Below are 23490 nucleotides of genomic sequence, written 5' to 3'. Positions count from 1 at the left end.
TCGTATCTATTCTTGTTATTCCAGATTGTGCTGCTTTGCGCTGCTTCCCACTTCTAAGCGACTTTCTTTTGCTGCTGGTAACCCTTCAGCACTTCATCCCGCAGCACGCTCCATATCTGCTGGTGCAGTTCGACAAAGCGCGGCTCGTTACGGATCTCAGCCACATCGCGCGGGCGTGGCAAATCAATCACGAACTCGCCGATCGGATGGGTTCCCGGCCCGGCTGACAGCACTACCACCCGGTCCGACATGGCGATCGCCTCATCCAGGTCGTGGGTGATGAACAGTACCGCTTTGCGTTTGGCGCTCCATAATTCCAGCACTTCGTTTTCCATCAGTTGCCGGGTCTGGATATCCAATGCCGAAAACGGCTCATCCATCAGGATGATGTCAGGATCCAGAATCAAGGTCTGCGCCAGCGCCACCCGCTTGCGCATGCCGCCCGACAGTTGATGCGGGTAGCGGTCGCCAAAGCCTTGCAGACCAACCCGCGCCAGCCATTCTTCACCCAGCTGGCGCGCCTTGGCTTCATCGGTTTCCCGATACTGCAAGCCGGCGATGACATTCTGCAGCGCACTGCGCCACGGCATCAGCGCCTCGGCCTGGAACATGTACCCGGCACGGCGATTGATGCCGAGCAACGGCTCGCCAAACACCTTGACGCTGCCGGATGAAGGCTGCAGCAAACCGGCGCCGACATTCAGCAGGGTCGATTTACCGCATCCGGTCGGCCCGACCACGGAAACGAATTCGCCCGGCGCAATCGACAAATTGGTGTCAGCGACTGCGGTGTAGCGCTGGGAGCGATCGTCTTTGGAGATGAAGGTGCAACTGACGTTGTCGAGATGGAGAGCTGGAATCATGGGAGTGGGGATTGGCTTGTTATTGCTGAGTGGTAGGGCGGGCAAGTATTTTGACCCACGCGTTATCGAGACGAGCATGACGACGGATTTGAGGTCACGCGTGGGCCAAAATACTTGCCCACCCTACTTGTATTATTTGTACTTGGCGTTGGCCTTCTTTACAAACTCATTGGTGTAAGTTTGCGACAGGTCGATATTCTTGCCAGCCAGATCAGGATCGAATGCTTCTAATGTATGCAGCGCGACTTTCGGGCCGGCGTCAGGAATCGTACCGTCCGGTGACAACGCTTCACGCACTTTCATGAAAGCTTCGATGTACAAAGCGCGGTCACCCAGCTGATAACTCTCCGGCACCGTTTTGGCGATGTCCGACGGCCCGGCTTTCTGCAGCCATTTCAGGGCACGCACCATGGCGTTGGTCAGAGCCTGCGTAGTATTCGGGTATTTTTTGATGAAATCGGCGGAGGCATACAAGGTGGCTGCCGGCATCGGGCCGCCAAACACGGCATTGGTGTCTTTCAACGTACGCGTATCGGCAATGATCCTGATCTCATTATTTTGCTGCATCATCGTGATCAGCGGATCGAGATTCACGATCACGTCGATGGAACCGCTGCGCAGCGCTGACAATGCGCCGGCCGAGGCGCCCACGCCGATGTAGGAGACATCAGTCGGCTTCAGGCCGCCCTTGGCCAGGACGAAATTGGACATCATGCTGGTCGAAGAGCCCGGCGCGGTAACGCCGATCTTCTTGCCTTTCAGATCTGCAATCGACTTATAGTTAGGCATGGTCTTGTTGGACACGCCCATGACGATTTGCGGCGCCCGGCCCTGCAGCACGAATGCGGTGATGTGTTGATTCTTGGCCTGCATGCTGATAGTGTGTTCGAACGCGCCGGAGACTACGTCGGCACTGCCGCCAATCAGCGCCTGCAGCGCTTTGGCGCCGCCGGCGAAATCGGAAATCGTCACATCCAGGCCTTCATCCTTGAAATAACCGAGCTGCTCGGCAATCGTCAGCGGCAGGTAATAAAACAGGTTTTTGCCACCCACCGCGATCGATACTTTGGTTTTCTCCGGCGTCTGCGCAAACAAATTTCCATTGAATGTCAGGTACCCCGCCAAGAACAAGCAAAGGGCGATGCCAAACTGCTTCCAGCTGAACTTCATATTGTCTCCTCGTATATCCAGGGTTATTTCACTACTGCTAAATTTATGTTTATGTCAGTAATGGTTCTTTTCTTTGCCATCTTGACGTGGCTGTTCGGAAATTCAGTTACTAGCGGACTCTATGATAATACTGTCTGCCTGGAAATTAGTAGCCTCTCGTCATTATGTTTTTTTAGCATGACAGATCAGCCATATCAGATGCTAGTGACTAGGTAGCACGCCTGTCCAGCATCGCACGGGCGATGGTGCCGGCGTCGACATACTCCAGCTCCCCTCCCACCGGCACGCCACGCGCCAGGCGGCTGACTTGCAGGCCGCGGGCTTTCATGGTTTCGCTAATGTAGTGGGCGGTGGCCTCGCCTTCGTTGGTGAAATTGGTCGCCAGCACCACTTCAGTCACAACGCCGTCGGTGGCGCGGCCTATCAGTTTTTCCAGCTGGATGTCTTTCGGGCCGATGCCATCCAGCGGCGACAGGCGTCCCATCAGGACAAAATACAGGCCCTTGAAAGTCAGGGTCTGTTCAATCATCAGTTGGTCTGTCGGCGTCTCTACCACGCACAGCAAGGTAGGATCGCGATCAGGATCGAGGCAGGTTTCGCAGACCTCGTTCTCGGTGAAGGTATTGCATAGCGCGCAGTGGCGGATCTGGTCGACCGCCTGGGTCAGCGCCCGTCCCAGCAGCGCCGCGCCGTCACGATCATGCTGCAACAAGTGATAAGCCATGCGCTGCGCCGATTTCGGACCGACACCGGGCAGATGACGCAAGGCTTCGGTGAGTAAGGTAAGACTGGAAGGAATTTTCACGTCAAGCCCTGCATCATGCTGCATTCGTCATGCGATGCTCAAAAATGAGGTTGGTCAGAATGGCAATTTGAAACCGGCTGGCATGCCTGCAGTCAGACCGGACATTTTCTCCGCCGACAATGCTTCAGCTTTACGCACCGCGTCGTTGAAAGCGGCAGCAACCAGATCTTCCAGCATGTCTTTGTCGTCGGCCAACAAGGAAGCGTCGATCGCTACCCGCTTGACGGAGTTCTTGCAAGTCATCACGACTTTCACCAGGCCGGCGCCCGATTCGCCTTCGACTTCGATCAAGGCCAATTGGTCTTGCATCTTCTTCATGTTGTCTTGCATTGCCTGGGCTTGTTTCATCAGCCCTGCTATTTGGCCCTTCATCATGATGCTTCTCCTATGAAAACAAAAAAATTCATTACAAAAAATTGATCACAAAAAATTGACTGCAAAAAGTTGATTATAAAAGCGACTACCCCAGAGGCTTGATCGATCCAGGCACGATCGAAGCGCCGAATTCGCGCATCATGCTCTGAATGAAGGGATCGTTTTGCGCGGTCTGTTCTGCCAGACGCTGCCGCTCTGCCTGTGCCGCCATGGCTTGGGCATTGGCGGTATGGCGGACCGTGCCGAGCTCGGTTTCCACTTTTACATTACGGCCGAAATGCTCGGTCAGCGCTACTTCCAACTTATCAACACTGCCGGCCGAGCGCAAGGTGTCGAAAGGAATCCGCAGATGGAATTGCACTGCCGCGCCGCTACTGTCGGATTTGATCAGTTCGCTCTGCTGTGCCAGCTGATGCGCTACGCCGCGTACTGCCAGATTGGCGGCCAACAACGGCCAGTTACCGTCCCAGTTCAGGTTGGGATCTGGTTGCAGGACCAGTGGCGGTAACGGCTCTACCGGCGCCGCGGGCTGCCGGGCAACAGGTTCGGGACGCGCGGCTTGACGATTATTGTTTGCCGCGCCATTCACTCCGCCGGTGGCTGCAGATGGGCGCGAGGGTGCGAATTGTGCGTACGATTCAGTTTTTTTTTCAGCCGCCGAACTGGAAAATTCGGTATCTGGCAAATCCGTGGGCAGAGGAATCTCTTCTTCCCATGGCGGCACGGAAGAATTTTGCGGCACCGGCTTCACATAAGCGGGCGCCGCAGGCTTGGCTTCCGCCACGGCTGGCTGGCTGGCTGGCGCTACTTGCGCCTGGCTTGGCTGTGGCCGCGCCGCGGCGCCACCCTTGCGCGAAGATGCAGCAGCGCGCGCCGCTTCCAGCGCGGCTCTTGCCGGACTCATGGCGCTGGCGCCGTTACTAGCATCTGGACGCGCTACCGGCGCGCTGGTGCTGACCGTCTGCGGTGCGCTACTCAGGCGCGCTGCCGTAGGTGCTGCCGATGCTGCCGATGCTGCCGCCGGAGCTTGCGCCGCCGCAGGCCTGGATGCAGGAGCCGGCTGCGGTGCTGGCGCCGCACTAACCTGAGGCCGCGGCCGGCTGACTGGCGGCGGTGCTACCGTGCTGCCGTCGGCTTGCGGCCGGAATGCCAGCATACGCAGCAAGGTCATCGAGAAACCGGCATATTCGTCCGGCGCCAATCCCAGTTCATTACGGCCATGTACGGCGATCTGGTAAAACAGTTGCACTTCCTCGGCATCGAACAAGGCCGCCAGCCGGATCACTTCTTCGCGTTCCGGTAAATCGTCGGCCAGAGCGGCGGGGACGCTTTGCGCCAAGGCTACCCGATGCAGCAAAGTACCCAGGTCCTGCAGCGCAGCGTTATATGACAGGCTGCGGCTGGCCATATCGTCGGCCACTGCCAGCAAACCCGGGCCGTCTTTTTGCGCCAGCGCGTCGAGCACACGAATCAGGTAAGACTGGTCGAGCGCGCCCAGCATGCCTTGCACCGCATCCAATGTTACTTTGCCGGCGGCATAGGCGATCGCCTGATCGGTCAGCGACAGCGCATCGCGCATCGAACCGTGCGCGCCTTGCGCCAGCAAACGTAAAGCGGGAGTTTCGAATTCGATTTGTTCCTGGCCCAGGATATTATCCAGATGGCTGATGATATGGCCGGGGGGCATCTGCTTCAGGTTGAACTGCAGGCAGCGCGACAGCACCGTTACCGGGATTTTTTGCGGATCGGTGGTCGCCAGGATGAATTTGACATGTTCCGGCGGCTCTTCCAGAGTCTTCAGCATCGAGTTGAAGGCGTGGTTGGTCAGCATGTGCACTTCATCGATCATGTAGACCTTGAAGCGCGCGTTCGACGGCGCATAGACCGCTTGTTCCAGCAGTTGCGCCATTTCGTCGACGCCGCGGTTCGACGCCGCATCCATCTCGATATAGTCGACGAAACGCCCGGCATCGATCGCCACGCAGGCTTCGCAGACACCGCACGGTGCCGCGGTAATGCCGCCGTTGCCGTCGGCCCCGATGCAATTCAGCGATTTCGCCAGGATTCGCGACAAAGTCGTCTTGCCGACACCGCGGGTGCCGGTGAAGAGATAGGCGTGATGCAAGCGCTGTTGCTCCAAGGCGTGCGTCAAGGCCCTAACGACGTGTTCCTGGCCGACCAGCGTATCGAAACTTCTGGGGCGATGTTTACGGGCGAGAACTTGGTAGGACATAGGCGACGAATATGGGCTGCAGGTTGTGAAATACAAACAGCATTTTACCTGACAGACGAAGTTAACACGGTTTTTAAACTTGGCGGCCAAATTCGGCCCTTGCAGGGCGGGCACCGTGTGCCCACGCAGCGCCTCGCCGCCTTATACTCAGGTTATAACGCAAACGTGCGGGCACACAGTGCCCACCCTACAACGTCAAGTGCCTCAGCCCAACAATATCAGGAGATCAATCATGCAAGGGCCAACCCATGAAGTGACGAATCAGGTGCCTGAGCTGTATGGCAACAATCTATTCCTGGACGATACCATCCTGCAAGCTGGCGTAAAGCGCCTGCAGGGACAATGGCACGCCGACCAGCTGGCACGCTACGGCGCCGAGCTGGGCAGCAAGGAAACCTGGCAGTTGGCGGAGCTGGCCAACCGCCACCAACCCGAACTGAATACCTTCGATCGCCTCGGCAATCGCGTCGATGTCGTCGATTTCCATCCGGCCTGGCATTCCTTGCTGGGCTTGCTGCGGCGCGAAGGCCTGCACGCCCTGCCCTGGATCAAGCCGCAAAACGGCAGCCATGTGGCGCGGGCAGCTGGTTACTTCCTGCACGCCCAGGTGGAAGCGGGATCGCTTTGCCCTACCACCATGACATTCGCCTCGATTCCGGTGCTGCAGCAAGAACCAGCGTTATTTGCCGCCTTGCAGGCAAAACTCTTGTCATGTGAACATGATAGCCGTGATCTTCCGCTGGATCACAAAGGCTCGATGCTGATCGGCATGGGCATGACAGAAAAACAAGGTGGCTCCGATGTCCGCAGCAACACTACCGCAGCCACACCGCTGACCGGCGGTAGCGGCCGCGGCGCCGGTTACCTGTTGACCGGCCACAAATGGTTTTTCTCGGCGCCCATGTGCGATGCGCACATGGTGCTGGCGCGTACCGAGATGGGCTTGAGTTGCTTTTTCGTACCGCGCTGGCGGCCGGATGGCAGTAAAAATCCGGTGCAGATACAGCGTTTGAAAGACAAACTCGGCAATCGCTCCAATTCCAGCAGCGAGGTGGAATTCCGGGATGCCTTCGGCATCATGGTCGGCGACGAAGGCCGCGGCATCCCGACCATTATCGAAATGGCCAACCACACGCGCCTCGATTGCGTCATCGGCTCTGCCGGCCTGATGCGCCAGGCGCTGGTACAAGCGCTGCATCATGCACGCCACCGCAGCGCTTTCGGCCGCCACCTGGCAGAACAGCCGCTGATGCAAAACGTGTTGTCCGACCTGGCCCTGGAAAGCGAAGCGGCGACGCTGCTGATGTTGCAGCTGGCGAGCGCTTTCGAACAGCCCGACGATCCGCTGCAACGCGCCTGGCGCCGCATCGTCACCCCCGCCGCCAAATTCTGGATTTGCAAACGGACGCTGGAATTCGCCGGCGAATGCATGGAGATCTGGGGCGGCAACGGCTACGTCGAAACCGCACCGATGGCGCGCTTCTACCGGGAAGCACCCGTCAATTCGATCTGGGAAGGTTCTGGCAATGTGATGTGCCTCGACGTGCTGCGCGCGATTGAGCGCGAGCCGGCCGGCTTTGGTTTGCTGCTGGCGCAACTGGCTGAGGTGGCGCGCGATCATCCCGGCCTGCGTAGCATGCTGGATGATTTGCTGAAGGACCTGGCCACCCCGGCGGAACAGCGCGAGATGCTGGGGCGCCGCTTTGTGCAGCGCCTGGTGCTGACGGTCCAGGGCGCCTTGATGTTGCAGCATGCGCCGGCGGCGATCGCGGAAGCGTTTATCGCCAGCCGCAGCGAGGCGATGGGCGGGCGCGTCTACGGCACCCTGGCGGCGGCGCATCTGCAGCAGCAGATTTTGCAGCGTACCTGGGCGATCTAGACTACAAAATTACAAAATTATGGTTTGCCGATCTGCTGATTCAGGAATTTCTCGACACGCGTCCAGAAATCGACATTGTTTTTCAACAGCCGCCAGCCATGTCCTTCTTCCGGATATTCGATCCATTCGACGTTCGGATTGGTCGCCTTGACGGCATCGCGGAATTTGGTTCCGTGCACCACCGGGATCGTCAAATCGGAGCCGCCGTAAGCCATTAACAGCGGCTGTTTGATGCGCGCAGCATTGACTATCGGCGAGGTAGCTTTCAGTTGCGCCGCATCCTTCTCCTGGTCGCCGACCAGCAGCGGCATGCCGTATTTCTGATATTCAACGGAAAGGTTGCTCCAGCTGACGTCATACAGCAGGTTGATGTCGGTCGCCCCGGCCCATTCGATCCCGCAACGATACAGCCCGGGATCGTTGATCAAACCCATCAATGTGGCATAACCGCCGTAGCTGGCGCCCGCGATGCAAACCCGTTTCGGATCGGCGATACCTTGGGCGATCGCCCATTTGGCGCCATCGGCGACATCGTCCTGCATGGCCAGGCCCCATTGCTTCCAGCCAGCTCTGAAATGCTTCCAGCCGAAGCCGGTGCTGCCCCGGTATTCCGGCTCCAGCACCGCATAACCACGCGACGCCAGGAACTGCACCTGACGATTCCAGCGCCACGAGCCGCCACGCACAAACGGCCCGCCATGCACCAGCACCACCAGCGGCAAATTCTTCTTGCCAGCATTCTTCGGCATGGTCAGATAGGCTGGGATTTCCAGGCCGTCGCGCGCTTTATATCGCACCATATCCTTGGCCGACATTTGCTGCGGATCGACGCGCGGCATGGAGCTGCCGAGCAGCGTCAGTTTTTTCGCCGCACTGTCATAGAGAAAATATACCGCCGGCTGGATATCGGAAAACGATTGCACCAACACATACGACGTCTCCGGATGATAGGCAACGCTGATCTGGTTGACCGTCGACGGCAGCAAATCATTCACCGCTTTTTGTATCGTCTGCATTTCCGGAGTCAGCCATTTGGTATCGTCGGCGTCGGTTTCAAATCGTACACCCAGGATTTTCTTATCGTTATAAACGATGCTTCCGGAAAAATCGTAATCCTTGAGCGATACCACGGGCTCCGGATCAATACTCTTTTTATTCAGGTCATAACGATATAAGGACACTTTGTCGGTACCGTGGCGTGCACTGACATACAGCGTACCGTCGGGACTCAAAAAATAGGGGGTGAATCCGTCACCGGTATAAGCGTTGAACTCTGCTAGCTTGCGCCATTGGTTCTGCTCCGGATCCCGATAAAACACCGACGTCATTTCACCATCGATCGTGGTGGCGACACGGGGCTCTCCTTTCCTGTCTATCAGCCAGGCAGTGGTCACGCCGGGGCGTTCAATCATGGTGGAACGACCTGTCTTGGTACTGAGGCGCAGCAAACCTACCGGTCTTACTGCCTGGCTTTTTGCGACATTTCCCCAGGTCACGTCAAATTGGAGGAGATAGATTTCGTCCGAGTCGTTGATCGTCGCGTAGAACAGATTATTTGCCGGCAACGGGCCGTGTACGTTATTGCTACGTGCCGCCAATAGCTGGAAAGAACGTTCTACCAACTGCCTGAACTCAGTACCATCACGATTGATTGCATACAAGCCCGAGCCCTGATGCTGGTCGCCAACGCCGATCGACCTGTCTCCGGCTTCAAACACCAGCCTGTTATTGTTGATCCAATGGAATCCGCTGACGTCGGCGTCGTCGAAACTCGCGACTACCTTCGGAATACGCTCAGCAACATCCATCACGCCAAGCCGCACATAGCCGCCCTTGAGGGGCACCAGCATCGCAACGTAACGGCCATCGGGAGATAACTGCGCGCTGCTCAGCGTTGGAAGCTCGAAGAAACTGGCAACGCTGGGCAAGCTGGCCGGGGTTTGTGCCCCGGCTGTACCGCAAATACCGCATATACCGCTCATTACGGACAACGACAGCATCAGTATCGCGGAGAACCGCCGGATACCTTGCAAGTTACGGAAACCATGAGGCATTGAATCTTCCTTCGGGCTAGCTGTTGGTTAACTACCGGGACGGCTCTTCACTACGGATTAAAACTATTTGACGCTTGCAGAAATGCACGTAGTTTAGTTGCCTTTAGGCAAATAAACTACGTGATTATCGATGCGATATCAAAAATATTTTGATGACCGCTGCCCAATTTACAAAAAAACCGGCAATACCCTTAACGAGTATTGCCGGTCTGTTTTCAGACTGTCTTACAGACTTCGTGTCGCCTCAATGACCGCCAAACAACTTGAGAATATTTTGCTTCTCATCCTCTTGCGGCGTGACCGGCGTCACAGGTCCGGGTACCGGTAATCCATCAGGGCCGATTTCGACAGGGGCCGCAGCACCTGCTCCCAGCCCAAGCGAAGCGATGAAGCCATTGCCCGGCGTGAAATTATCGAAGTAAAACTCATTGTTGATGGTAGTGATGCCATCCGGCATAGGCATCTGGTAGCTCGGCACGCCACGCAAGGCACGCCCCATATACTCGGTCCAGATCGGCAATGCCAGCTGCGCGCCGAACTCGCGGCTACCCAGACTCTTGGGCTGGTCGTAACCCATCCAAGCCACCGCCACCAGGCTGTTCTGATAGCCGGCAAACCAGCCGTCAAAGGCATCGTTGGTGGTACCGGTCTTACCAGCCAGGTCGGTACGGTGCAGTACGTTGGTGCCGGCGCCGGTGCCGCGTTGCGCCACCGATTGCAGCAGGCTGGTCATGATGTAGCTGTTACGCGCATCCAGCACCCGCGTGGCATTCTGGCCGGCGATCTGCGGTTCGACCTTGGTCAATACGGCGCCGCGTGAGTCGGTTACCTGGGCGATCAGATAAGGATTCACCTTGTAACCGCCATTCGCCAGTACCGCGTAGGCGCCCACCAGTTGCAGCGGCGTGACTTGTCCCGCACCCAGAGCCAACGGCAGATAAGGCGGGGTTTTATCCATATCGAAGCCGAAATGGCTGGTGACGAATTCCTGCGCGTATTTGACGCCGATCGCATCCAGCAAACGGATCGATATCAGATTCTTCGACCGTTGCAAGCCGGTACGCAGCGGCATCGGGCCGTCTGGCTGGTCGTCATCCTTCGGCTCCCAGTTACCTTGGCCAGGGGCACCGGGATAGGATACCGGCGCGTCGTTAATGATGGATGCCGGTCCGAAGCCCTTTTCCAGCGCAGCTGAATAGATGAATGGCTTGAATGTCGAACCGGGCTGACGCCAGGCCTGGGTCACGTGGTTGAATTTATTCTGGTTGAAATCGAAGCCGCCTACCAGTGCGCGGATAGCGCCGCTTTGCGGCGTCAGCGATACCAAGGTGGCTTCGACCTGCGGCAATTGCGTGATTTGCCAGCCTTTGGCGGTATTGATGACGCGGATCACGGAGCCTTTTTGAATCCGCAGATTCTTGCCGGCTTTCGGGCTCAAAGCAGCTGTGGCAAGGCGCAAGCCCTCGCCGCTGATGGTGACCGTATTATCGTTGCGCAACATCACTTGCACCTGCTTGGCGTCGGCGCTCAACACCACGGCCGGCACGATGTCGTCATTGTCTGGTTTGTCCTGCAAGGCGTCTTCGATCGCCTGGTCACGCTCGTCGCCAGGGGCCGGCAACTCGATGCTTGCCTCCGGACCGCGATAGCCGTGGCGCCGGTCGTAATCCATGACGCCCTTGCGCACCGCGTCATACGCGGCCTGTTGGTCGGCAGCATTGAGTGTGGTGATGACGCTCAGGCCGCGGGTGTAGGTGTCTTCCTTGAATTGCGCGTACAACATCTGGCGCACCATTTCGATGGCGTATTCGGCGTGCACGCTGTAGTTGTTACCCTTGGTCTTGACCTGGATGTCTTCGTTCACCGCCTGATCGTACTGTTCCTGGGTGATAAACTTGAGGTCGAGCATACGCTTCAGGATATATTGCTGGCGTACGTGCGCGCGCTTCGGATTGACCACCGGATTGTAGGCAGAAGGCGCTTTCGGCAATCCGGCCAGCATTGCTGCCTGGGCCAAGGTGATGTCTTTCAAGTCCTTGCCGAAATAGGTGCGTGCCGCGGCGGCAAAACCGAAGGAGCGCTGGCCCAGATAGATCTGATTCATGTAGACCTCAAGGATCTGATCCTTGCTCAGCGCTGTCTCGATCTTGTAGGCCAGCAGAATTTCATAGATCTTGCGCGAATAGGTTTTTTCGCTCGACAAGAAAACATTGCGGGCTACCTGCATGGTGATGGTGCTGGCGCCTTGCGAAGCGCCGCCATGCATGATATCGGTCAGGCCTGCACGCAGAATGCCGATGACATCGATGCCGCCATGCTGATAAAAGCGCGCATCTTCAATCGCCAGCACCGCATTCTTCATGTCCGCCGGAATATCGTCCAGCTTGACCAGGCTGCGCCGTTCCTCGCCAAACTCGCCGATCAAGACATGGTCGGCGGTGTAGATGCGCAGCGGCACTTTCGGCCGATAGTCGGTGATCGCGTCGAGCGCCGGCAATTGTGGCGTCATGACTACCAGCGCATACGTCACCAGCAAGCCGCCGATAACCACGCCGGCAGCAACCAGGCCGCCGATGGTGAGCAACAGCGCGTGCGCCACGCTGCCCTTGCCGTTTTTCCCGATCTGGCCAGAGCGGGACTTATTTGTATCTTGCTTGGTTTTCTGTGTTGATGACATAGCAATATTCGATGGAAATAGCCCTGTATCCTACAACATGCCGGGCATCAGACCTCGAATGGCTACTATTTGTTACTAACTAATCAGCGATCCGCCACCCGGAAACCCGCTGCCTAAACGGTGCGGGAAGCCAACAGGGATTGAATCATCTGACGAGTGGTGGCCGCTGCCAGTTCCGGCGTTTCCATTGGAAACAGGTGGCCGCCAGGGATTTGCCTGAAATATTTCCCTACCAGGCGCTTGGTCGCGTCAAGGCCGGCCTGCCGGCATTCGACCGAGTCGACGCCACCGACAAAACCGATCGGCACCGGAAAACCGCCCTTCAGGACGTTGCCCATATCGTGCGGCAAGGTCCGGTAGACAGCGGTTTCAATATCGCGCCGAAAGCGCAACACCATGTTGCCCTGCTCTTCTTCCAGCCCGTAGGTAATGTAATCCCGCAACACTTCCGGCGCCCAGCTGGCAAACACCTGCTTGCCTGCGAAGTGCTGATAGGCGGCCTCGGCACTGGGCCACAGATTGCGCCGTTTGGCAGAGAAGCGTGCTTGCGATACCCGGTTATCCAGTCCCAACGCTTTCGCGCCGCGCAGCAAGCTGGCGCGCCAGCCGACCACTACCGGTGTGTCGAGCATCACCACGCAACTGACCAGGTCAGGACGCTGGTGCGCCGCCAGCAAGGCCAGCCCGCCGCCCATCGAATGACCGACCAGGATCACCGGCTGCGAATAACGCGCCGCCAGTTCATCAATCAATTCCTGCACCAGAGCCGGCCAGCCGTCGGTGACGGGATATTTTGGATTATGGGCGTGGATGTCGAGCGAGCGCACGTCGTAATCGTGTCCCAGGTACTCCAGAAACTGCCGATAAGTTCCTGACGGAAAGCTGTTGCCGTGAATGAAGTGCAAAATCGGTTGCATAAGGTTATTTCATGTATTTCATAAATAAAACAGCGGACCTGTCTTGATGGGGTCTCATTTAAAACCCAAAACAGCTATGTTCCAAAGGGAATTTTAGAGCTGGCGCTCAGAACCGCATTGCTACCGCCTGCACCGTCAACGGCCATACCAATAGCGCCGGTGCTGCTCACGATACGTGTCGGCGACAATGGAAGCGCCGAATTTCAGCATGATTGCGCCATCCTGGTCATTACGTAAGGCCTCAATCCCCAAAGCCTGGTAGCGCTCCAGCACTTGCCGTTGCGGGTGGCGGAAGCGGTTGCGATAGCCGACCTGGAACATGGCGATTTGCGGATCGACTGCCGCCAGGAACGCGGCGGTAGACGAAGTGCCGCTGCCATGATGAGGCGCTAACAATACGTTGGCCTTCAGCTGTCCGGCGTGCCTGGCAACCAGTTTTCTTTCCTGCGCTGTTTCCAGATCCCCCGGTAACAGAATGGCGTGTGCCCCATGGGTTATCTTGAGGGTGCAGCTGTCCGTATTGGGATTGTGTTTTTTCGACGCTTCCTGCGCCGCTTCCTGCACCGAATAGTGATCGAGATCCGGATACAGCATGTCAAATTTCATACCGCCCCATTGCCAGTCTTGACCGTCATTGCAACGCCGGTGATCTGCCGCGGCGGTGACAATCGGATGATCCAGCGGCAGGGATGAATACACGGTGTTCACCTTGACGTTATTCATGATCGACAACGCACCGCCGGAATGATCATCGTGGTTATGCGATACCACCAGCGCATCCAGTCCGGTGATGCCGCGCGCTCTCAGATAAGGAACAATGACGCGGCTGCCGGCATCCGATGCGGGAGAATAAGCGGGGCCGCTGTCGTACAGCAAACGGTGATCAGCGGTTTCTATCAATACCGCCATTCCCTGGCCGACATCCAGCGCCGTAACCCACATTTCACCGGCCCCGGGACGACTGCCGTTATCCAGCAGCAAAGGCAGCCAGCCGGCCAGCGCAAGCCAGCGCAACGGCCATCCGCGCGGCGCCAGCAACCATAACGTGGCCAGCAGCGCCAATGCAAAAGTCCATGGCTGCGGCAGCGCCGCTTGCCATACAGCAAACGGCAAAGCGCTTAACCAGTTCAAAAAAACTGCCAGCTGCCCGATCAACGCATGCGCGCCACGCCAAAGCCAGGTCGACAACGGCGCCGGCAGCACGCTGGCAAACAACGTCAGCGGCGTGACCACCAGCCCGACCAGAGGAATCGCCAGGGCATTGGCGAGCGGGCCGATCAACGACACACGACCAAACAGTAATGTCGTCAACGGCAGCAAGCCGATGGTCACTGCGTATTGGGTGGCGCCGGCCATTTTTAATACGTCCAGGAAGCGCGCGATGCGTGACTTCCCTTCTACAGCCACGGCCTGGCTACGGCCGACGCTGGTGTACAGGATCACGCCGACGGCGCAAAACGACAGCCAGAATCCCGGCCATAACAACGCCCAGGGATCAATCAGCAAAACCACCGCTAGGGCGACGCACAACACATGCGAAACGCTGGTGATACGTCCACTCCACAAAGCCAGCGCGACGGTCAGCAACATGTATAAGGTGCGTTGCGCGGGTATGCCGAATCCCGCCAGCAGCACGTAGCAGAGCGCCGCCAGCGCCCCGCTCAATGCGGCAACCTTTTGCGCCGGCAGCAGCAACGGCAAGGCCGCCTTGGTGAAAAAGGAGCGGCGCCACAACGCCGCCATGATGGCCGCGAACATGCCGGCAATCATCGTGATATGCAAGCCGGAAATGGCGACAAGGTGGCTGATACCGGTACGATTGAATACCTCCCAGTCGGACTGATGGTTCCAGTCAATTAAAATCTGAACTGCGACAATAAAGCCTGAATTACGATTTTTGCACAATAAAACCTGAGTCACAAGAAGCAGTTTGAGCTTTGAAATTTACAAATAAAACCTGAATAGGCGCGAATTTACTTGTGTTGAGACGGTTCAAAATCTAATTCCTGGCAGTGTAAATTTTTTCTGCGTCGGTAGAAAATACAGATGAATTCATCTAATGCTAAAACTGGTAGAAGAGCACAAAAAATATCCTCTTAAATAAATCAAACACTTAGGGATATCGTCACCAATAAAACCTGAACCAGACAGGTACCACTTCCAATAAAACTTGAACAAGCGACCAGCTCGCCTCCATTCAATTTACGATTGCTATGCTGTGATACAGCAGCACGCACTACCCTCACCAGAAAATTAGTGGCACATTGGGTATCGCCAATAACGATGCCTGAGATGCCGCCATGGAAAAGGTCAAACCATCTAAAAATGCCTTGCCGTATGATTTCTCACGGATTCCTGCCGACTTCCCACTACACCGACATACCGGCACAGTTTCCGGAACGCAACCAAAACTACTAATGGTCAATTACGAGGGGAAACTCTATGCGCAAGGTTGCGCACCACCAGAAATATTTCATCGCTGGCAAACGTGCGAAGACTTAGCCCACGTATTCGTCGAAAAATGCCGCCGAAACCGAACAGGAAAATACTCGCACTTATCGGAAACCGAAATTCTCGCCCAGTACTGCGTACGATTGCTGGAAACAGGCTGGGCCTCCGATGAGGAATTGCGGTGGGTCATTCGTAGAACCGGCGAGCTACTCAAGTGGCCCGTGCCTTCGATAGCTCTGCCAACTAGATAAGTTGATAAGCGGTTCGGTTGGCGAGGAATGTGACTGCAGGAATTTGTAATTTCACCTTGGGTGCGCGAGAAAGTACGCCCGCGACTTAAAGAGAGAAGCGCAAGGCGCTCCAAGAGGAAATAATATGGACAATGAATCCGACGGATTCCGGGCATTTCGAGGCTTGCCGATTACTCGCGAACAAGACGCGGAAATTCAGGCGTACATCGTACGATGTAAAGCTGCAGGTCGTTCCTGGGATAACTTAGAACTCGACTATATTATCAAAGACATGCTCTATCCAGCGCCGACTGACGAGCGCATTGAAATCTGCGATGAGTACGCTAGCAACCTGGCAAATCGGGTTCGTCGCACCGGCGAAATGCTCAACGGCTTTACGCGAGAAGCACATGTGCAGGATTGCGACATGTGTACTGAAGCAGAGTGGAAGTGGATTGTGCACGAGGCAGGAAGAAGACTTTAACATGGCATCAACCACGGACTCCAAAAAACTATGCTATCTCGATTTTGACGGGGTGGTCCACGACCAAGAAGTCTATTTTCATCCGCGGAGCGGTATTTATATGAATACGCCAGGTCGCACGCTATTTGAATGGTTACCTATTCTCGACGAACTGTTAGCACCACATCCAGATGTGCGTATCGTTTTGTCGACCAGTTGGGTGCGTGTGCGCAGCTATCACTTTGCAAAGAAGCAGTTAACCCCGTCGTTACAGGCCAAAGTCATTGGGGCGACGTTTCATAATCGCCTCATGCGCAAGGACGAGTTTGTTTGTCTGCCGCGTGGTGTGCAAATCGCCAATGACGTCTTCAGAAGAGGGCCGCAGAGCTGGTTTGCAATCGATGACGACTATCTCGGATGGCCGGAATGGTGTCGAGACAATCTAATTAGAACTGATGGTACGCGCGGCATCAGTGACCCGGCCATACAAGAAGCAATTCGATTAATGTTGGAACGATTTTGATGAAAATCCAGTTAGCATCTGACCTGCACCTAGAGCTCCTTCAACGGGACTTCCCTGGCGAACGCTTGATTGCGCCTGCGTACGGAGCGGATGTGTTGGTTCTTGCCGGTGACATTGCAAATGGCATGCAAGCCATTGAACTCTTCAAAGACTGGCCTGTGCCAGTTTTCTACCTAGCCGGCAATCACGAGTTTTACGGCCTTTCGTTTGACCGGACGCGTGTCGGCCTACGCAAAGCGGCCGAAGGCACTTCCGTTCATTTTTTGGACAACGATTCGCTTGACTTTGGAGGTGTGCGATTTTTGGGAACCACATTGTGGACAGACTACCTCTTGCCGAGCAATCAAACGCAGCGACAGCTGATGGACAACGCCGAGCGTGTATTGAATGACCACCGTCTGATTCGTAGCCAGGAAGGGCTTTTCACCGCCAGCAAAGCGTTGGACGAGCATCAGCAATCACGTCAATGGCTAGAACGCGAACTTAAAAAGCCCTATGACGGAAAAACCGTCGTCATCACGCATCACGGGCCACATGCTCTGTCAGTTCATCCGCGTTACGCTGGTGACCCAAAAAACGCGGCATTCGTTAGCGGCAACTTGGACGAACTACTGTTCAAGGCAGACCTGTGGCTGCATGGGCATGTACACGACAGCTTCGATTACTTGGTTGCCGGGTGTCGCGTAGTGGCAAATCCGCTTGGCTACGCCTGGAATCGAACTAAAGTCGCAAAGGCTAGCGACCTCCGATTCGAGAATCCTGCCTTTCAATGGGCGTGCGTCATTGATATCAATTCACTAGATGCTGTCACTTCGACGGACAACTTATGACAATGCCACATGAGCGTACGCGTTCCGTTGTACAAGCCCGCGAATTTCTCCAGGAACTCGCGCGTAGTGCCGATGTGCCGGAATCTGTTCGCACGGAAGCACGTCGACTACTACGCCACTATCCATCAGATGGCGATTTACACCTGACCGCGTTGGCACTTCCGGGTTGGTGGGAGAAACCAACCGAAGAGCGCACAACGTCAAATGCATTTCTGCGCCAATCTATTAACTAGAGCATTTTCTAAAGTCAGGTCAGTACCGGAGAGAAGTTCAATCGTCTCGTCTACAAGTTTCAAAATGCCTCCTAATTTTTAACCTAGCGTAGCTCATTGTATTTGCCCCTGTTAGAGGATTTTGAGTGAATAGCACCATTTACGCTACTCCAAACATAGCCAGGACATGCGAAAAACGCGAAGTCAGTGCAGGTTCAGCGAACAGAAGTATCGCGCAAACGACGACCGCCCTGATGTCGCGAGAGATGAGCGCCCACAACCGATGGCGGTCATCCTTAAAAGCACAATAAGGACTCTCGCGATTCGGCGCCGGTCCTTTGGGATTGCGATTTAGGACGCCCATGATTCTTCCCCAAGATTTGCAGGTGAAACGGAACTTGAGGCAGTAGGCTGCGCAGGTGCCGCAGGAGCATTAGGCATTGACGGGTGTGGAACAACCAGGAGGCCGCAAATACTGCACACCTCTATCAATTCGCGCAATTTATCAGCGTTCGGAATCATTGCTGGCTCCCGTCATGTTCAAAACGCAAAAACAGGGCATTGCCAAATGCCCAAGGCCAAACCTTCATATCTGGTACATCCGGCAAAATCCCTTTTGTAGAATGTAAGTGTGGCATCACAGCAGCGTGCATAACTAAGCCCAGCGCTTCACCCGCCAAGCGAAACTCTTCAGCGTCAGTAGCCCAAACTAGATGAGGCAGTTCGTCTCCCATTTGCAGTCCACCAGAGGTAAACATTTTCTGCGCATGCAAGCCGCTGGCGAACTCCTCCACGACATCACTCAATGCACTGACTCGGACCTCATCCAAATCGGACGGTGTCACATAGCGTACGTGCTCGACTCTTGACATCAGTGCCCGCAGCAAACCGTCATCGTCGACTCGCGCCATCTCGGACAGATTAGGCCTGGCGAAAATTTGATTCGGTTTGTCAATCTGCAAGTTCTCAAGAAGCTGGAAAACGAATCCTACAGGCAAGGTGTTCGTCATCGGGAGCGGTTCCGCGCCGAAATTCTCGATGTAACTTTCCCAAGTGAGGTTGGCTCTATTCAACTGCAGCAGAAGAAAATGCAGGTCAATGCGGTAGCTTTCAGGCGGTCCGCCTAGGTAGTCAACATGCTTAGCCTGCTCGTGATGCTTGAAGGCCTTGCCGTGAATGCGCTTGGCTAGTTTGTAGCGGCGCAGCAATCGTTCGCAATCGGTAATGCCAATTTGGCGGTTCACACGTCCAGGCACATATGCCTGCGGCTTAAGCGTCTCTACGGCCCATACGTAGCGGATGCCATTGACATGCCATGCTCCGGCTCCCTCATTGGGAATAGTGACCTCAACGGAGGGGGTCGCCTGAGCTCCGTCTTTACGGAGGGACAACTCAAGTTGATGCCAGCAGGTCAGTTCATCTCCTCGCGCTATCTCATAGCCGCTGTTGGGTTCATCGTCGAAGTCCTCGCGTAAAAGGACAAGCTCCGAGTTGACGACATCCGATGCGGTCACGGCCATCGGATGTCCTGTTTGGTCGAGAGAGTCTGCGCATAGTCGCAATACTGCGTAACCATCGAGCACGGCATGGCCGTTTTCTTCAAGATGACGACGTAGCTTCTCCAGCGCAGCTGATGCTCCGTCGAGCCACTGCTGTTCGTCGATTGCAGAGGTGATGGTGCCAAGCGGCCAAGCCTGATTGCTCTGTTGTGGATGGTCCTTCTCTGGCGGCACGGGTGTCGATAGGTTCAAGACTTGGCCGGTAAAGTTAAGCGTGAGTACTCCGAGTGGAAGCTGGCCCCGAGCTAGTAGGCGGTCAGCCCAACTGCGCAATTCGGCTGCCAGTTCATCCCAGGACCTGAAGTGCGTTTCACCCATCAAGTCCGCATCGAAAGTAGCGAACGTCAGACGATAAACGTCATCGCCTTCATTGGTGTGCCAGCTCGTAAAGCCTGCAAGATGCGAGGCTGCTTGCAATGCATTCGTATGTTTCAGCTTGACGCGATGTTTTTGCAACTCAATGCGTAGACGCTTGGCAAGCGATTTGGGGGCTTCGTCTGGACGCAGGTCCAACCGATTTGCCACTTCACGTGCGGCATCCATGCTAAAGCGAGGCACCTTGGCTTGGACATATGCCCATAAGGCTGCTGCTTGTGCTTCAGGTGTAAGCTGGGTGGGTTTTGGCCTATTGGCCGATGATGGGCTTTTCATTGGATGAGCTCCGTTAAGGAAAGCACAGTCATGAACGGCACGCGTTGTTCGGCTTTCCAAGAGTTCAACCAAAGCCGGGAGGACAAAGGTGACTACAAACTGGTTTTGCCAGGCCGGACGGTGTCCGGTGCGTGCACTGACGGGAGCAACTCACCCACGGTTCGGCTGAACCGTATCTAGATAATAGTGAGCATTTATACGATGTGTCAAGCCAAAATGATTTCACCATAACCAGCAATATTGTTGCCGACTATGGAGAAGGGGCTGGAATCAGTGTTCGGACATTGCGAAATCTTGAAGCAGACAAGGGGTTCTCGCTACGGATTCTCATCATTGCTCTTCGTACGCTTGTCTAACTCTGTCAACTAGGCTGCCACTCCTTGGACAGCAAGAGAGCATTTAGGTGAAGGCCATCTTCCCGGCTTCGGTTTTCTTTCGTAGAGCTTCAGGCGCCGAATCAGGTTGCGCCAGTAGCTCCTCAAAGGCCGCGATAGCATTGAAAAAATGACTATTTGAACATGTAATTTACTTTGAATATACTGCGGGACCATTTGGCTTATTATCCGTACCCGGCTGAGCAGCTGCATACACGCAGCGCCAAGCCTAGCAGGAAACAGCAACGCAAGCTGTTCTGACGTTAAATACCCAAGCTAAGCTGTTTTTGCCCAGAAGACGCGGCCCTTCTCCAAAGCCATGCGTCAAATTCACGCCGCGGGAGTTCCAGCAGGTCCGCAGCACAGCAGAACGACCTCCGCAAAAAATGGTAGTCGTTGTTCTCGACCCCAACATTCTTCGCAAACGTACGCACATGTCGGTCGACCGCGATAGAGTCGATACCCACAAGGCACGCCATATAATCAACGGTCTTCGGACCCACCCCATTGATAGTCTGGACAGCGTCACAAAACCGTTCGGTTGCCAAGTGGGTCCGCAAATCCTGAGCGTCCTCGATATCCCAATCCTTCAAGAAAGCGACTAAAGTCTCGAAACGAGTCACCTTCTCGTGATGCCTCCAGTTCAGGAACTCACCAGTCTTTTGTTCCTGAGTCAGACCAAACACGGCCGAAACTGTGTCTACTTGGGCATAATTTCGCAGAATAGCCAACACCCTCGGACGCACAACTGTCGCGTAATTGAGCCCAGCTTGCAGCACTGAGTCTGCAAGAATCGCCCCCACATGCTCACAGGTGGCCCGTGGCGCCTTGTCATCCCAAAGGGCGCCCTCGTCCTTTGCGTGGTCGGCAATACGACGTGCTGCAAGTAGAACCTCAATGGCAGCCCCTTTTGGCCCAATCCCGCTCATACGAGCCCCGCCTCTATCAAAGCGTTAAGCCGTTCGACACAGTTAGGGCATGCACCGCACGGAAACTGCCCCGAAGCCTGGCACGAGTAAGTTCTGCCGATTGGAACACCAAGTTCGGCGGCAGCTCGCGCCACATCGGCTTTAGACGAGTAGCGAAATGGTGTGTGGAAACGAACGGGACCAATGTTCGATGTAAGTCCCTCAAGGTTATTCATAAATGCGGCGGTGCAATCAATTTCTTTGGCATGGTTACTGTTGATGAAGCCTGTGTAAACGTCCAGAACACCGATGGTCTGTGCCCTAGCGGCAGCGGCCGCAAAGAACAACATTGTCCGATATGGGATGTATAGGTCATCGTCTTTGACCTCTTCATTCCAGAGGTCCGCTTCGCGGATTAAGCGCGATTGTGAACCCCGGAAGATGTCGGATATGTCGTACTTTTCGGGCCTTTGCATTTTGGAGGGCAATACTTCGTTAACCCGGCTCCATTCAACGTCTACACAATGCTGTCCGTAGTCGAAAAAAATAGGTACGACTTCAATGCCCTCTGACGCCAGCCGGTACCCGACAGTCGTTGAGTCTAGTCCGCCTGAAGCTAGGAGAATGGCTCTCTTCATGTCGATTCTGCCCTCAATTTAGCGAGAGAATTGAAGGTCCCCTTCAGGCATTCATCAAGGGACGAAGAGTATACAACACTTCCGCCCACTACCATCGTGTTGTCGTTTTCCCTTCGCGGGTCAAAGGTTACAACAGGTTTTCCTAACGCGATTGCTATGCCGATTTCAACCAACGTTCCCGGGTCACGTCCGAGCGGGACCGCAAAGACGGCATCACACTCCACCAAAAGCCGGTAGTCCAAGCGGTAAGTACGATTAATGTCTGATTTACTTGCTGGCCGTGTGAGTTCACCGTTTTCCTGGATTGGCCGCCGCACCTTAAAGTTGTGATAAGTAAGGCTGTCAACTGCACGGTCAAGTTCTGGTTTCTCGACATACGAAAAGTCGGGGCCAGCCAGATAGATAGAAAACTGCTGACGGTCATGCCAGGGAAGCATCGTTCCACCTAACGTGCGCAGGACCTCTAGCGGTAGGTTGAAGCTTCGCTGCACATCCCGCTTCACGTCATCAGGGTAAGTGGTCTGCGAATAAACCGTCGCGGCCTGGCATCCGCGCCACGCAGCCTCGGCCCAGCCTCGACTAGAACATCCGACCATGACGGCTGAGTACACGTCGCCCACGCCGACTGAATTGACGGTTTTTCCTAACGACGCAGGAATTTCTTCAACGCTGCCATCCAACAGATTGAAGAGCCTGCTCCCGCCACGATTCTCTTTCAACAGGAAGATATCTGGAGAGACTTTCCCAACCTCAGTAATCAATTCGTCGATATTCTCGTTCCCTACAGCCAGAAAGAGCTCTGACGACGTCGAGATGATGATGGCCTGCGTGCGCCCTTGAAAAGCACAAAGTGAAGACAGGTCCTTAACGTCATACGCGACATCAAACGTAAATTTTGCGGTGGGAGAAAATTTTCCTAGCAACAAATTAATGTCGAACTTGCCAGGGAAGACAACTACACGTTGGTAGCTCTCCAGGTTCGGGAAAGGTTCGCGCAGCCTGATTTGTTTGCTTTCCCGGAGCAAATCCTCATAACCCTGCTTCGAGAGCTCCGTCGGCTCCCCAATAACAATTACGTTCGGCGCCCCGACTACGTCGCCAAGCCAGAGGAACTCTTTGCATCCATGAGCAGCAAGATAGTGATGCGCATCTTCTGCAAGATATTGAGGACAAAAAGCCGCGACGGAGTATTCCAGTTCTGCTGCCCAGAGGCCTCTTGCGGCATGAACGATGCCTCCTAAGCGAAGCTTGCACTCAGCGCCATCTTGAGGAAGCGTGAAATCAACAACGATTTCCCCTACCACCAAGACCGCATCTGAGTTAGTCATGATTCTTGCGGGACGAAATCTGCCTCAACGGTGGGCACAGGTGTGGACGCCGAGAATTTGACGACTCCCACATAACTAACACCACTTGCCAAACATGCAGCGAGATAATTGAGCGACGTGGGAAGTGCACCGACCTTAGTACCGTTAGAATCGACGGCGAATAACCGTCCGGCGAGGGAAATGCTTAGTTCTGAGCCTTGCGCAGGAACTGCCATCGTTTGACCGTAGTAGTCACACTGAGCCACTTCTTCCAGAACGCATGAGAACGCCTGCAGACATTTATCGACACCACTCGCCCCACCTCCGCCCCCACCTCCTTCACCTGCTGTATTTGTATTTTTGACACCAGA

Annotated in this window: 18 protein-coding genes; 5 read left to right on the top strand and 13 right to left on the bottom strand. The window is 55.4% G+C overall.

Going from position 1 to position 23490, the window contains the following annotated elements:
• Window positions 1–53: 53 nt before the first annotated feature.
• The 5 genes from BM205_RS12370 to BM205_RS12350 form a co-directional block, all read right to left on the bottom strand.
• Window positions 54–863, bottom strand: coding sequence for an ABC transporter ATP-binding protein (locus BM205_RS12370; RefSeq protein WP_092414863.1), 810 nt, complete (start codon window positions 861–863; stop codon window positions 54–56).
• Between the two features lie 132 nt (window positions 864–995).
• A complete protein-coding gene (locus tag BM205_RS12365; protein ID WP_092414861.1) occupies window positions 996–2033 on the bottom strand; it encodes an ABC transporter substrate-binding protein in 1038 nt (345 codons plus the stop codon).
• 208 nt (window positions 2034–2241) lie between these two features.
• Window positions 2242–2838, bottom strand: a complete 597-nt coding sequence (recR, locus tag BM205_RS12360; protein ID WP_175511255.1) for a recombination mediator RecR — start codon at window positions 2836–2838, stop codon at window positions 2242–2244.
• Window positions 2839–2892: 54 nt separating this feature from the next.
• A complete protein-coding gene (locus tag BM205_RS12355) occupies window positions 2893–3213 on the bottom strand; it encodes a YbaB/EbfC family nucleoid-associated protein (protein ID WP_092414859.1) in 321 nt (106 codons plus the stop codon).
• An 85-nt stretch (window positions 3214–3298) separates the two neighbouring features.
• Entirely contained in the window at window positions 3299–5446 is a 2148-nt protein-coding gene (locus tag BM205_RS12350) for a DNA polymerase III subunit gamma/tau (protein WP_092414857.1), read from the bottom strand.
• A 232-nt stretch (window positions 5447–5678) separates the two neighbouring features.
• Here BM205_RS12350 and BM205_RS12345 point away from each other — a divergent pair, with 232 nt between their 5' ends.
• A complete protein-coding gene (locus tag BM205_RS12345) occupies window positions 5679–7325 on the top strand; it encodes an isovaleryl-CoA dehydrogenase (RefSeq protein ID WP_092414855.1) in 1647 nt (548 codons plus the stop codon).
• Window positions 7326–7342: 17 nt separating this feature from the next.
• Here BM205_RS12345 and BM205_RS12340 read toward each other — a convergent pair whose 3' ends face one another.
• From BM205_RS12340 to BM205_RS12325, 4 genes are all read right to left on the bottom strand, one after another.
• Complete coding sequence (locus BM205_RS12340; RefSeq protein WP_254783867.1) at window positions 7343–9379, bottom strand: alpha/beta hydrolase family protein; 2037 nt, start codon at window positions 9377–9379, stop codon at window positions 7343–7345.
• A gap of 244 nt (window positions 9380–9623) precedes the next feature.
• Window positions 9624–12056: a penicillin-binding protein 1A gene (locus tag BM205_RS12335; RefSeq protein ID WP_092414854.1), complete on the bottom strand. Its 2433-nt coding sequence runs from the start codon at window positions 12054–12056 to the stop codon at window positions 9624–9626.
• A 113-nt stretch (window positions 12057–12169) separates the two neighbouring features.
• Window positions 12170–12973 (bottom strand): alpha/beta fold hydrolase, encoded by an 804-nt coding sequence (locus BM205_RS12330; RefSeq protein WP_092414852.1) that lies wholly within the window; start codon window positions 12971–12973, stop codon window positions 12170–12172.
• 135 nt (window positions 12974–13108) lie between these two features.
• Window positions 13109–14893: a DNA internalization-related competence protein ComEC/Rec2 gene (locus tag BM205_RS12325; RefSeq protein ID WP_371326484.1), complete on the bottom strand. Its 1785-nt coding sequence runs from the start codon at window positions 14891–14893 to the stop codon at window positions 13109–13111.
• Between the two features lie 906 nt (window positions 14894–15799).
• Here BM205_RS12325 and BM205_RS12320 point away from each other — a divergent pair.
• From BM205_RS12320 to BM205_RS24705, 4 genes are read left to right on the top strand one after another with little or no spacing between them, the layout of a single operon-like run.
• The gene (locus BM205_RS12320) at window positions 15800–16138 is read left to right on the top strand and encodes a hypothetical protein (protein ID WP_092414849.1); all 339 of its coding nucleotides are present in this window, start codon (window positions 15800–15802) and stop codon (window positions 16136–16138) included.
• A 1-nt stretch (window position 16139) separates the two neighbouring features.
• Entirely contained in the window at window positions 16140–16640 is a 501-nt protein-coding gene (locus tag BM205_RS12315) for an HAD domain-containing protein (protein WP_092414848.1), read from the top strand.
• Window positions 16640–17470 (top strand): metallophosphoesterase, encoded by an 831-nt coding sequence (locus BM205_RS12310; protein ID WP_092414846.1) that lies wholly within the window; start codon window positions 16640–16642, stop codon window positions 17468–17470. Before BM205_RS12315 ends, BM205_RS12310 begins: the two co-directional genes overlap by 1 nt.
• Complete coding sequence (locus BM205_RS24705) at window positions 17467–17703, top strand: BPSL0761 family protein (protein WP_092414845.1); 237 nt, start codon at window positions 17467–17469, stop codon at window positions 17701–17703. The genes BM205_RS12310 and BM205_RS24705 overlap by 4 nt, the downstream gene beginning before the upstream one ends.
• Window positions 17704–18200: 497 nt before the next feature.
• On the opposite strand, the gene BM205_RS12300 is transcribed toward BM205_RS24705, so the two are convergent.
• The 4 genes from BM205_RS12300 to BM205_RS12285 form a co-directional block, all read right to left on the bottom strand.
• The gene (locus BM205_RS12300; protein WP_139227260.1) at window positions 18201–19892 is read right to left on the bottom strand and encodes a hypothetical protein; all 1692 of its coding nucleotides are present in this window, start codon (window positions 19890–19892) and stop codon (window positions 18201–18203) included.
• 637 nt (window positions 19893–20529) lie between these two features.
• Window positions 20530–21195 carry an HhH-GDP family DNA glycosylase gene (locus tag BM205_RS12295; RefSeq protein ID WP_092414841.1) on the bottom strand — a complete coding sequence of 222 codons (666 nt, stop codon included), beginning with the start codon at window positions 21193–21195 and terminating at the stop codon, window positions 20530–20532.
• Entirely contained in the window at window positions 21192–21812 is a 621-nt protein-coding gene (locus tag BM205_RS12290; protein ID WP_092414839.1) for a 7-cyano-7-deazaguanine synthase, read from the bottom strand. The genes BM205_RS12295 and BM205_RS12290 overlap by 4 nt, the downstream gene beginning before the upstream one ends.
• Window positions 21809–23140, bottom strand: a complete 1332-nt coding sequence (locus tag BM205_RS12285; protein ID WP_175511253.1) for a nucleoside 2-deoxyribosyltransferase — start codon at window positions 23138–23140, stop codon at window positions 21809–21811. The genes BM205_RS12290 and BM205_RS12285 overlap by 4 nt, the downstream gene beginning before the upstream one ends.
• Window positions 23141–23490 lie beyond the last annotated feature (350 nt).

It is taken from the genome of Collimonas sp. OK307 (genome assembly GCF_900113705.1).
GTDB lineage: Bacteria > Pseudomonadota > Gammaproteobacteria > Burkholderiales > Burkholderiaceae_D > Collimonas.
The sequence above is the reverse complement of the archived record's forward strand: the minus strand, read 5'-3'. Positions and strand labels throughout refer to the sequence as shown.

What these genes read in the sequence shown, in the direction of transcription:
- BM205_RS12290 (WP_092414839.1), bottom strand. Translation starts at nt 21,812, where the DNA reads ATGAAGAGAGCCATTCTCCTAGCTTCAGGCGGACTAGACTCAACGACT.
- BM205_RS12285 (WP_175511253.1), bottom strand. Translation starts at nt 23,140, where the DNA reads ATGACTAACTCAGATGCGGTCTTGGTGGTAGGGGAAATCGTTGTTGAT.
- BM205_RS12335 (WP_092414854.1), bottom strand. Translation starts at nt 12,056, where the DNA reads ATGTCATCAACACAGAAAACCAAGCAAGATACAAATAAGTCCCGCTCT.
- BM205_RS12320 (WP_092414849.1), top strand. Translation starts at nt 15,800, where the DNA reads ATGGACAATGAATCCGACGGATTCCGGGCATTTCGAGGCTTGCCGATT.
- BM205_RS12370 (WP_092414863.1), bottom strand. Translation starts at nt 863, where the DNA reads ATGATTCCAGCTCTCCATCTCGACAACGTCAGTTGCACCTTCATCTCC.
- BM205_RS12365 (WP_092414861.1), bottom strand. Translation starts at nt 2,033, where the DNA reads ATGAAGTTCAGCTGGAAGCAGTTTGGCATCGCCCTTTGCTTGTTCTTG.
- BM205_RS12330 (WP_092414852.1), bottom strand. Translation starts at nt 12,973, where the DNA reads ATGCAACCGATTTTGCACTTCATTCACGGCAACAGCTTTCCGTCAGGA.
- BM205_RS24705 (WP_092414845.1), top strand. Translation starts at nt 17,467, where the DNA reads ATGACAATGCCACATGAGCGTACGCGTTCCGTTGTACAAGCCCGCGAA.
- BM205_RS12350 (WP_092414857.1), bottom strand. Translation starts at nt 5,446, where the DNA reads ATGTCCTACCAAGTTCTCGCCCGTAAACATCGCCCCAGAAGTTTCGAT.
- BM205_RS12295 (WP_092414841.1), bottom strand. Translation starts at nt 21,195, where the DNA reads ATGAGCGGGATTGGGCCAAAAGGGGCTGCCATTGAGGTTCTACTTGCA.
- BM205_RS12300 (WP_139227260.1), bottom strand. Translation starts at nt 19,892, where the DNA reads ATGAAAAGCCCATCATCGGCCAATAGGCCAAAACCCACCCAGCTTACA.
- BM205_RS12345 (WP_092414855.1), top strand. Translation starts at nt 5,679, where the DNA reads ATGCAAGGGCCAACCCATGAAGTGACGAATCAGGTGCCTGAGCTGTAT.
- BM205_RS12310 (WP_092414846.1), top strand. Translation starts at nt 16,640, where the DNA reads ATGAAAATCCAGTTAGCATCTGACCTGCACCTAGAGCTCCTTCAACGG.
- BM205_RS12340 (WP_254783867.1), bottom strand. Translation starts at nt 9,379, where the DNA reads ATGCCTCATGGTTTCCGTAACTTGCAAGGTATCCGGCGGTTCTCCGCG.
- BM205_RS12355 (WP_092414859.1), bottom strand. Translation starts at nt 3,213, where the DNA reads ATGATGAAGGGCCAAATAGCAGGGCTGATGAAACAAGCCCAGGCAATG.
- BM205_RS12315 (WP_092414848.1), top strand. Translation starts at nt 16,140, where the DNA reads ATGGCATCAACCACGGACTCCAAAAAACTATGCTATCTCGATTTTGAC.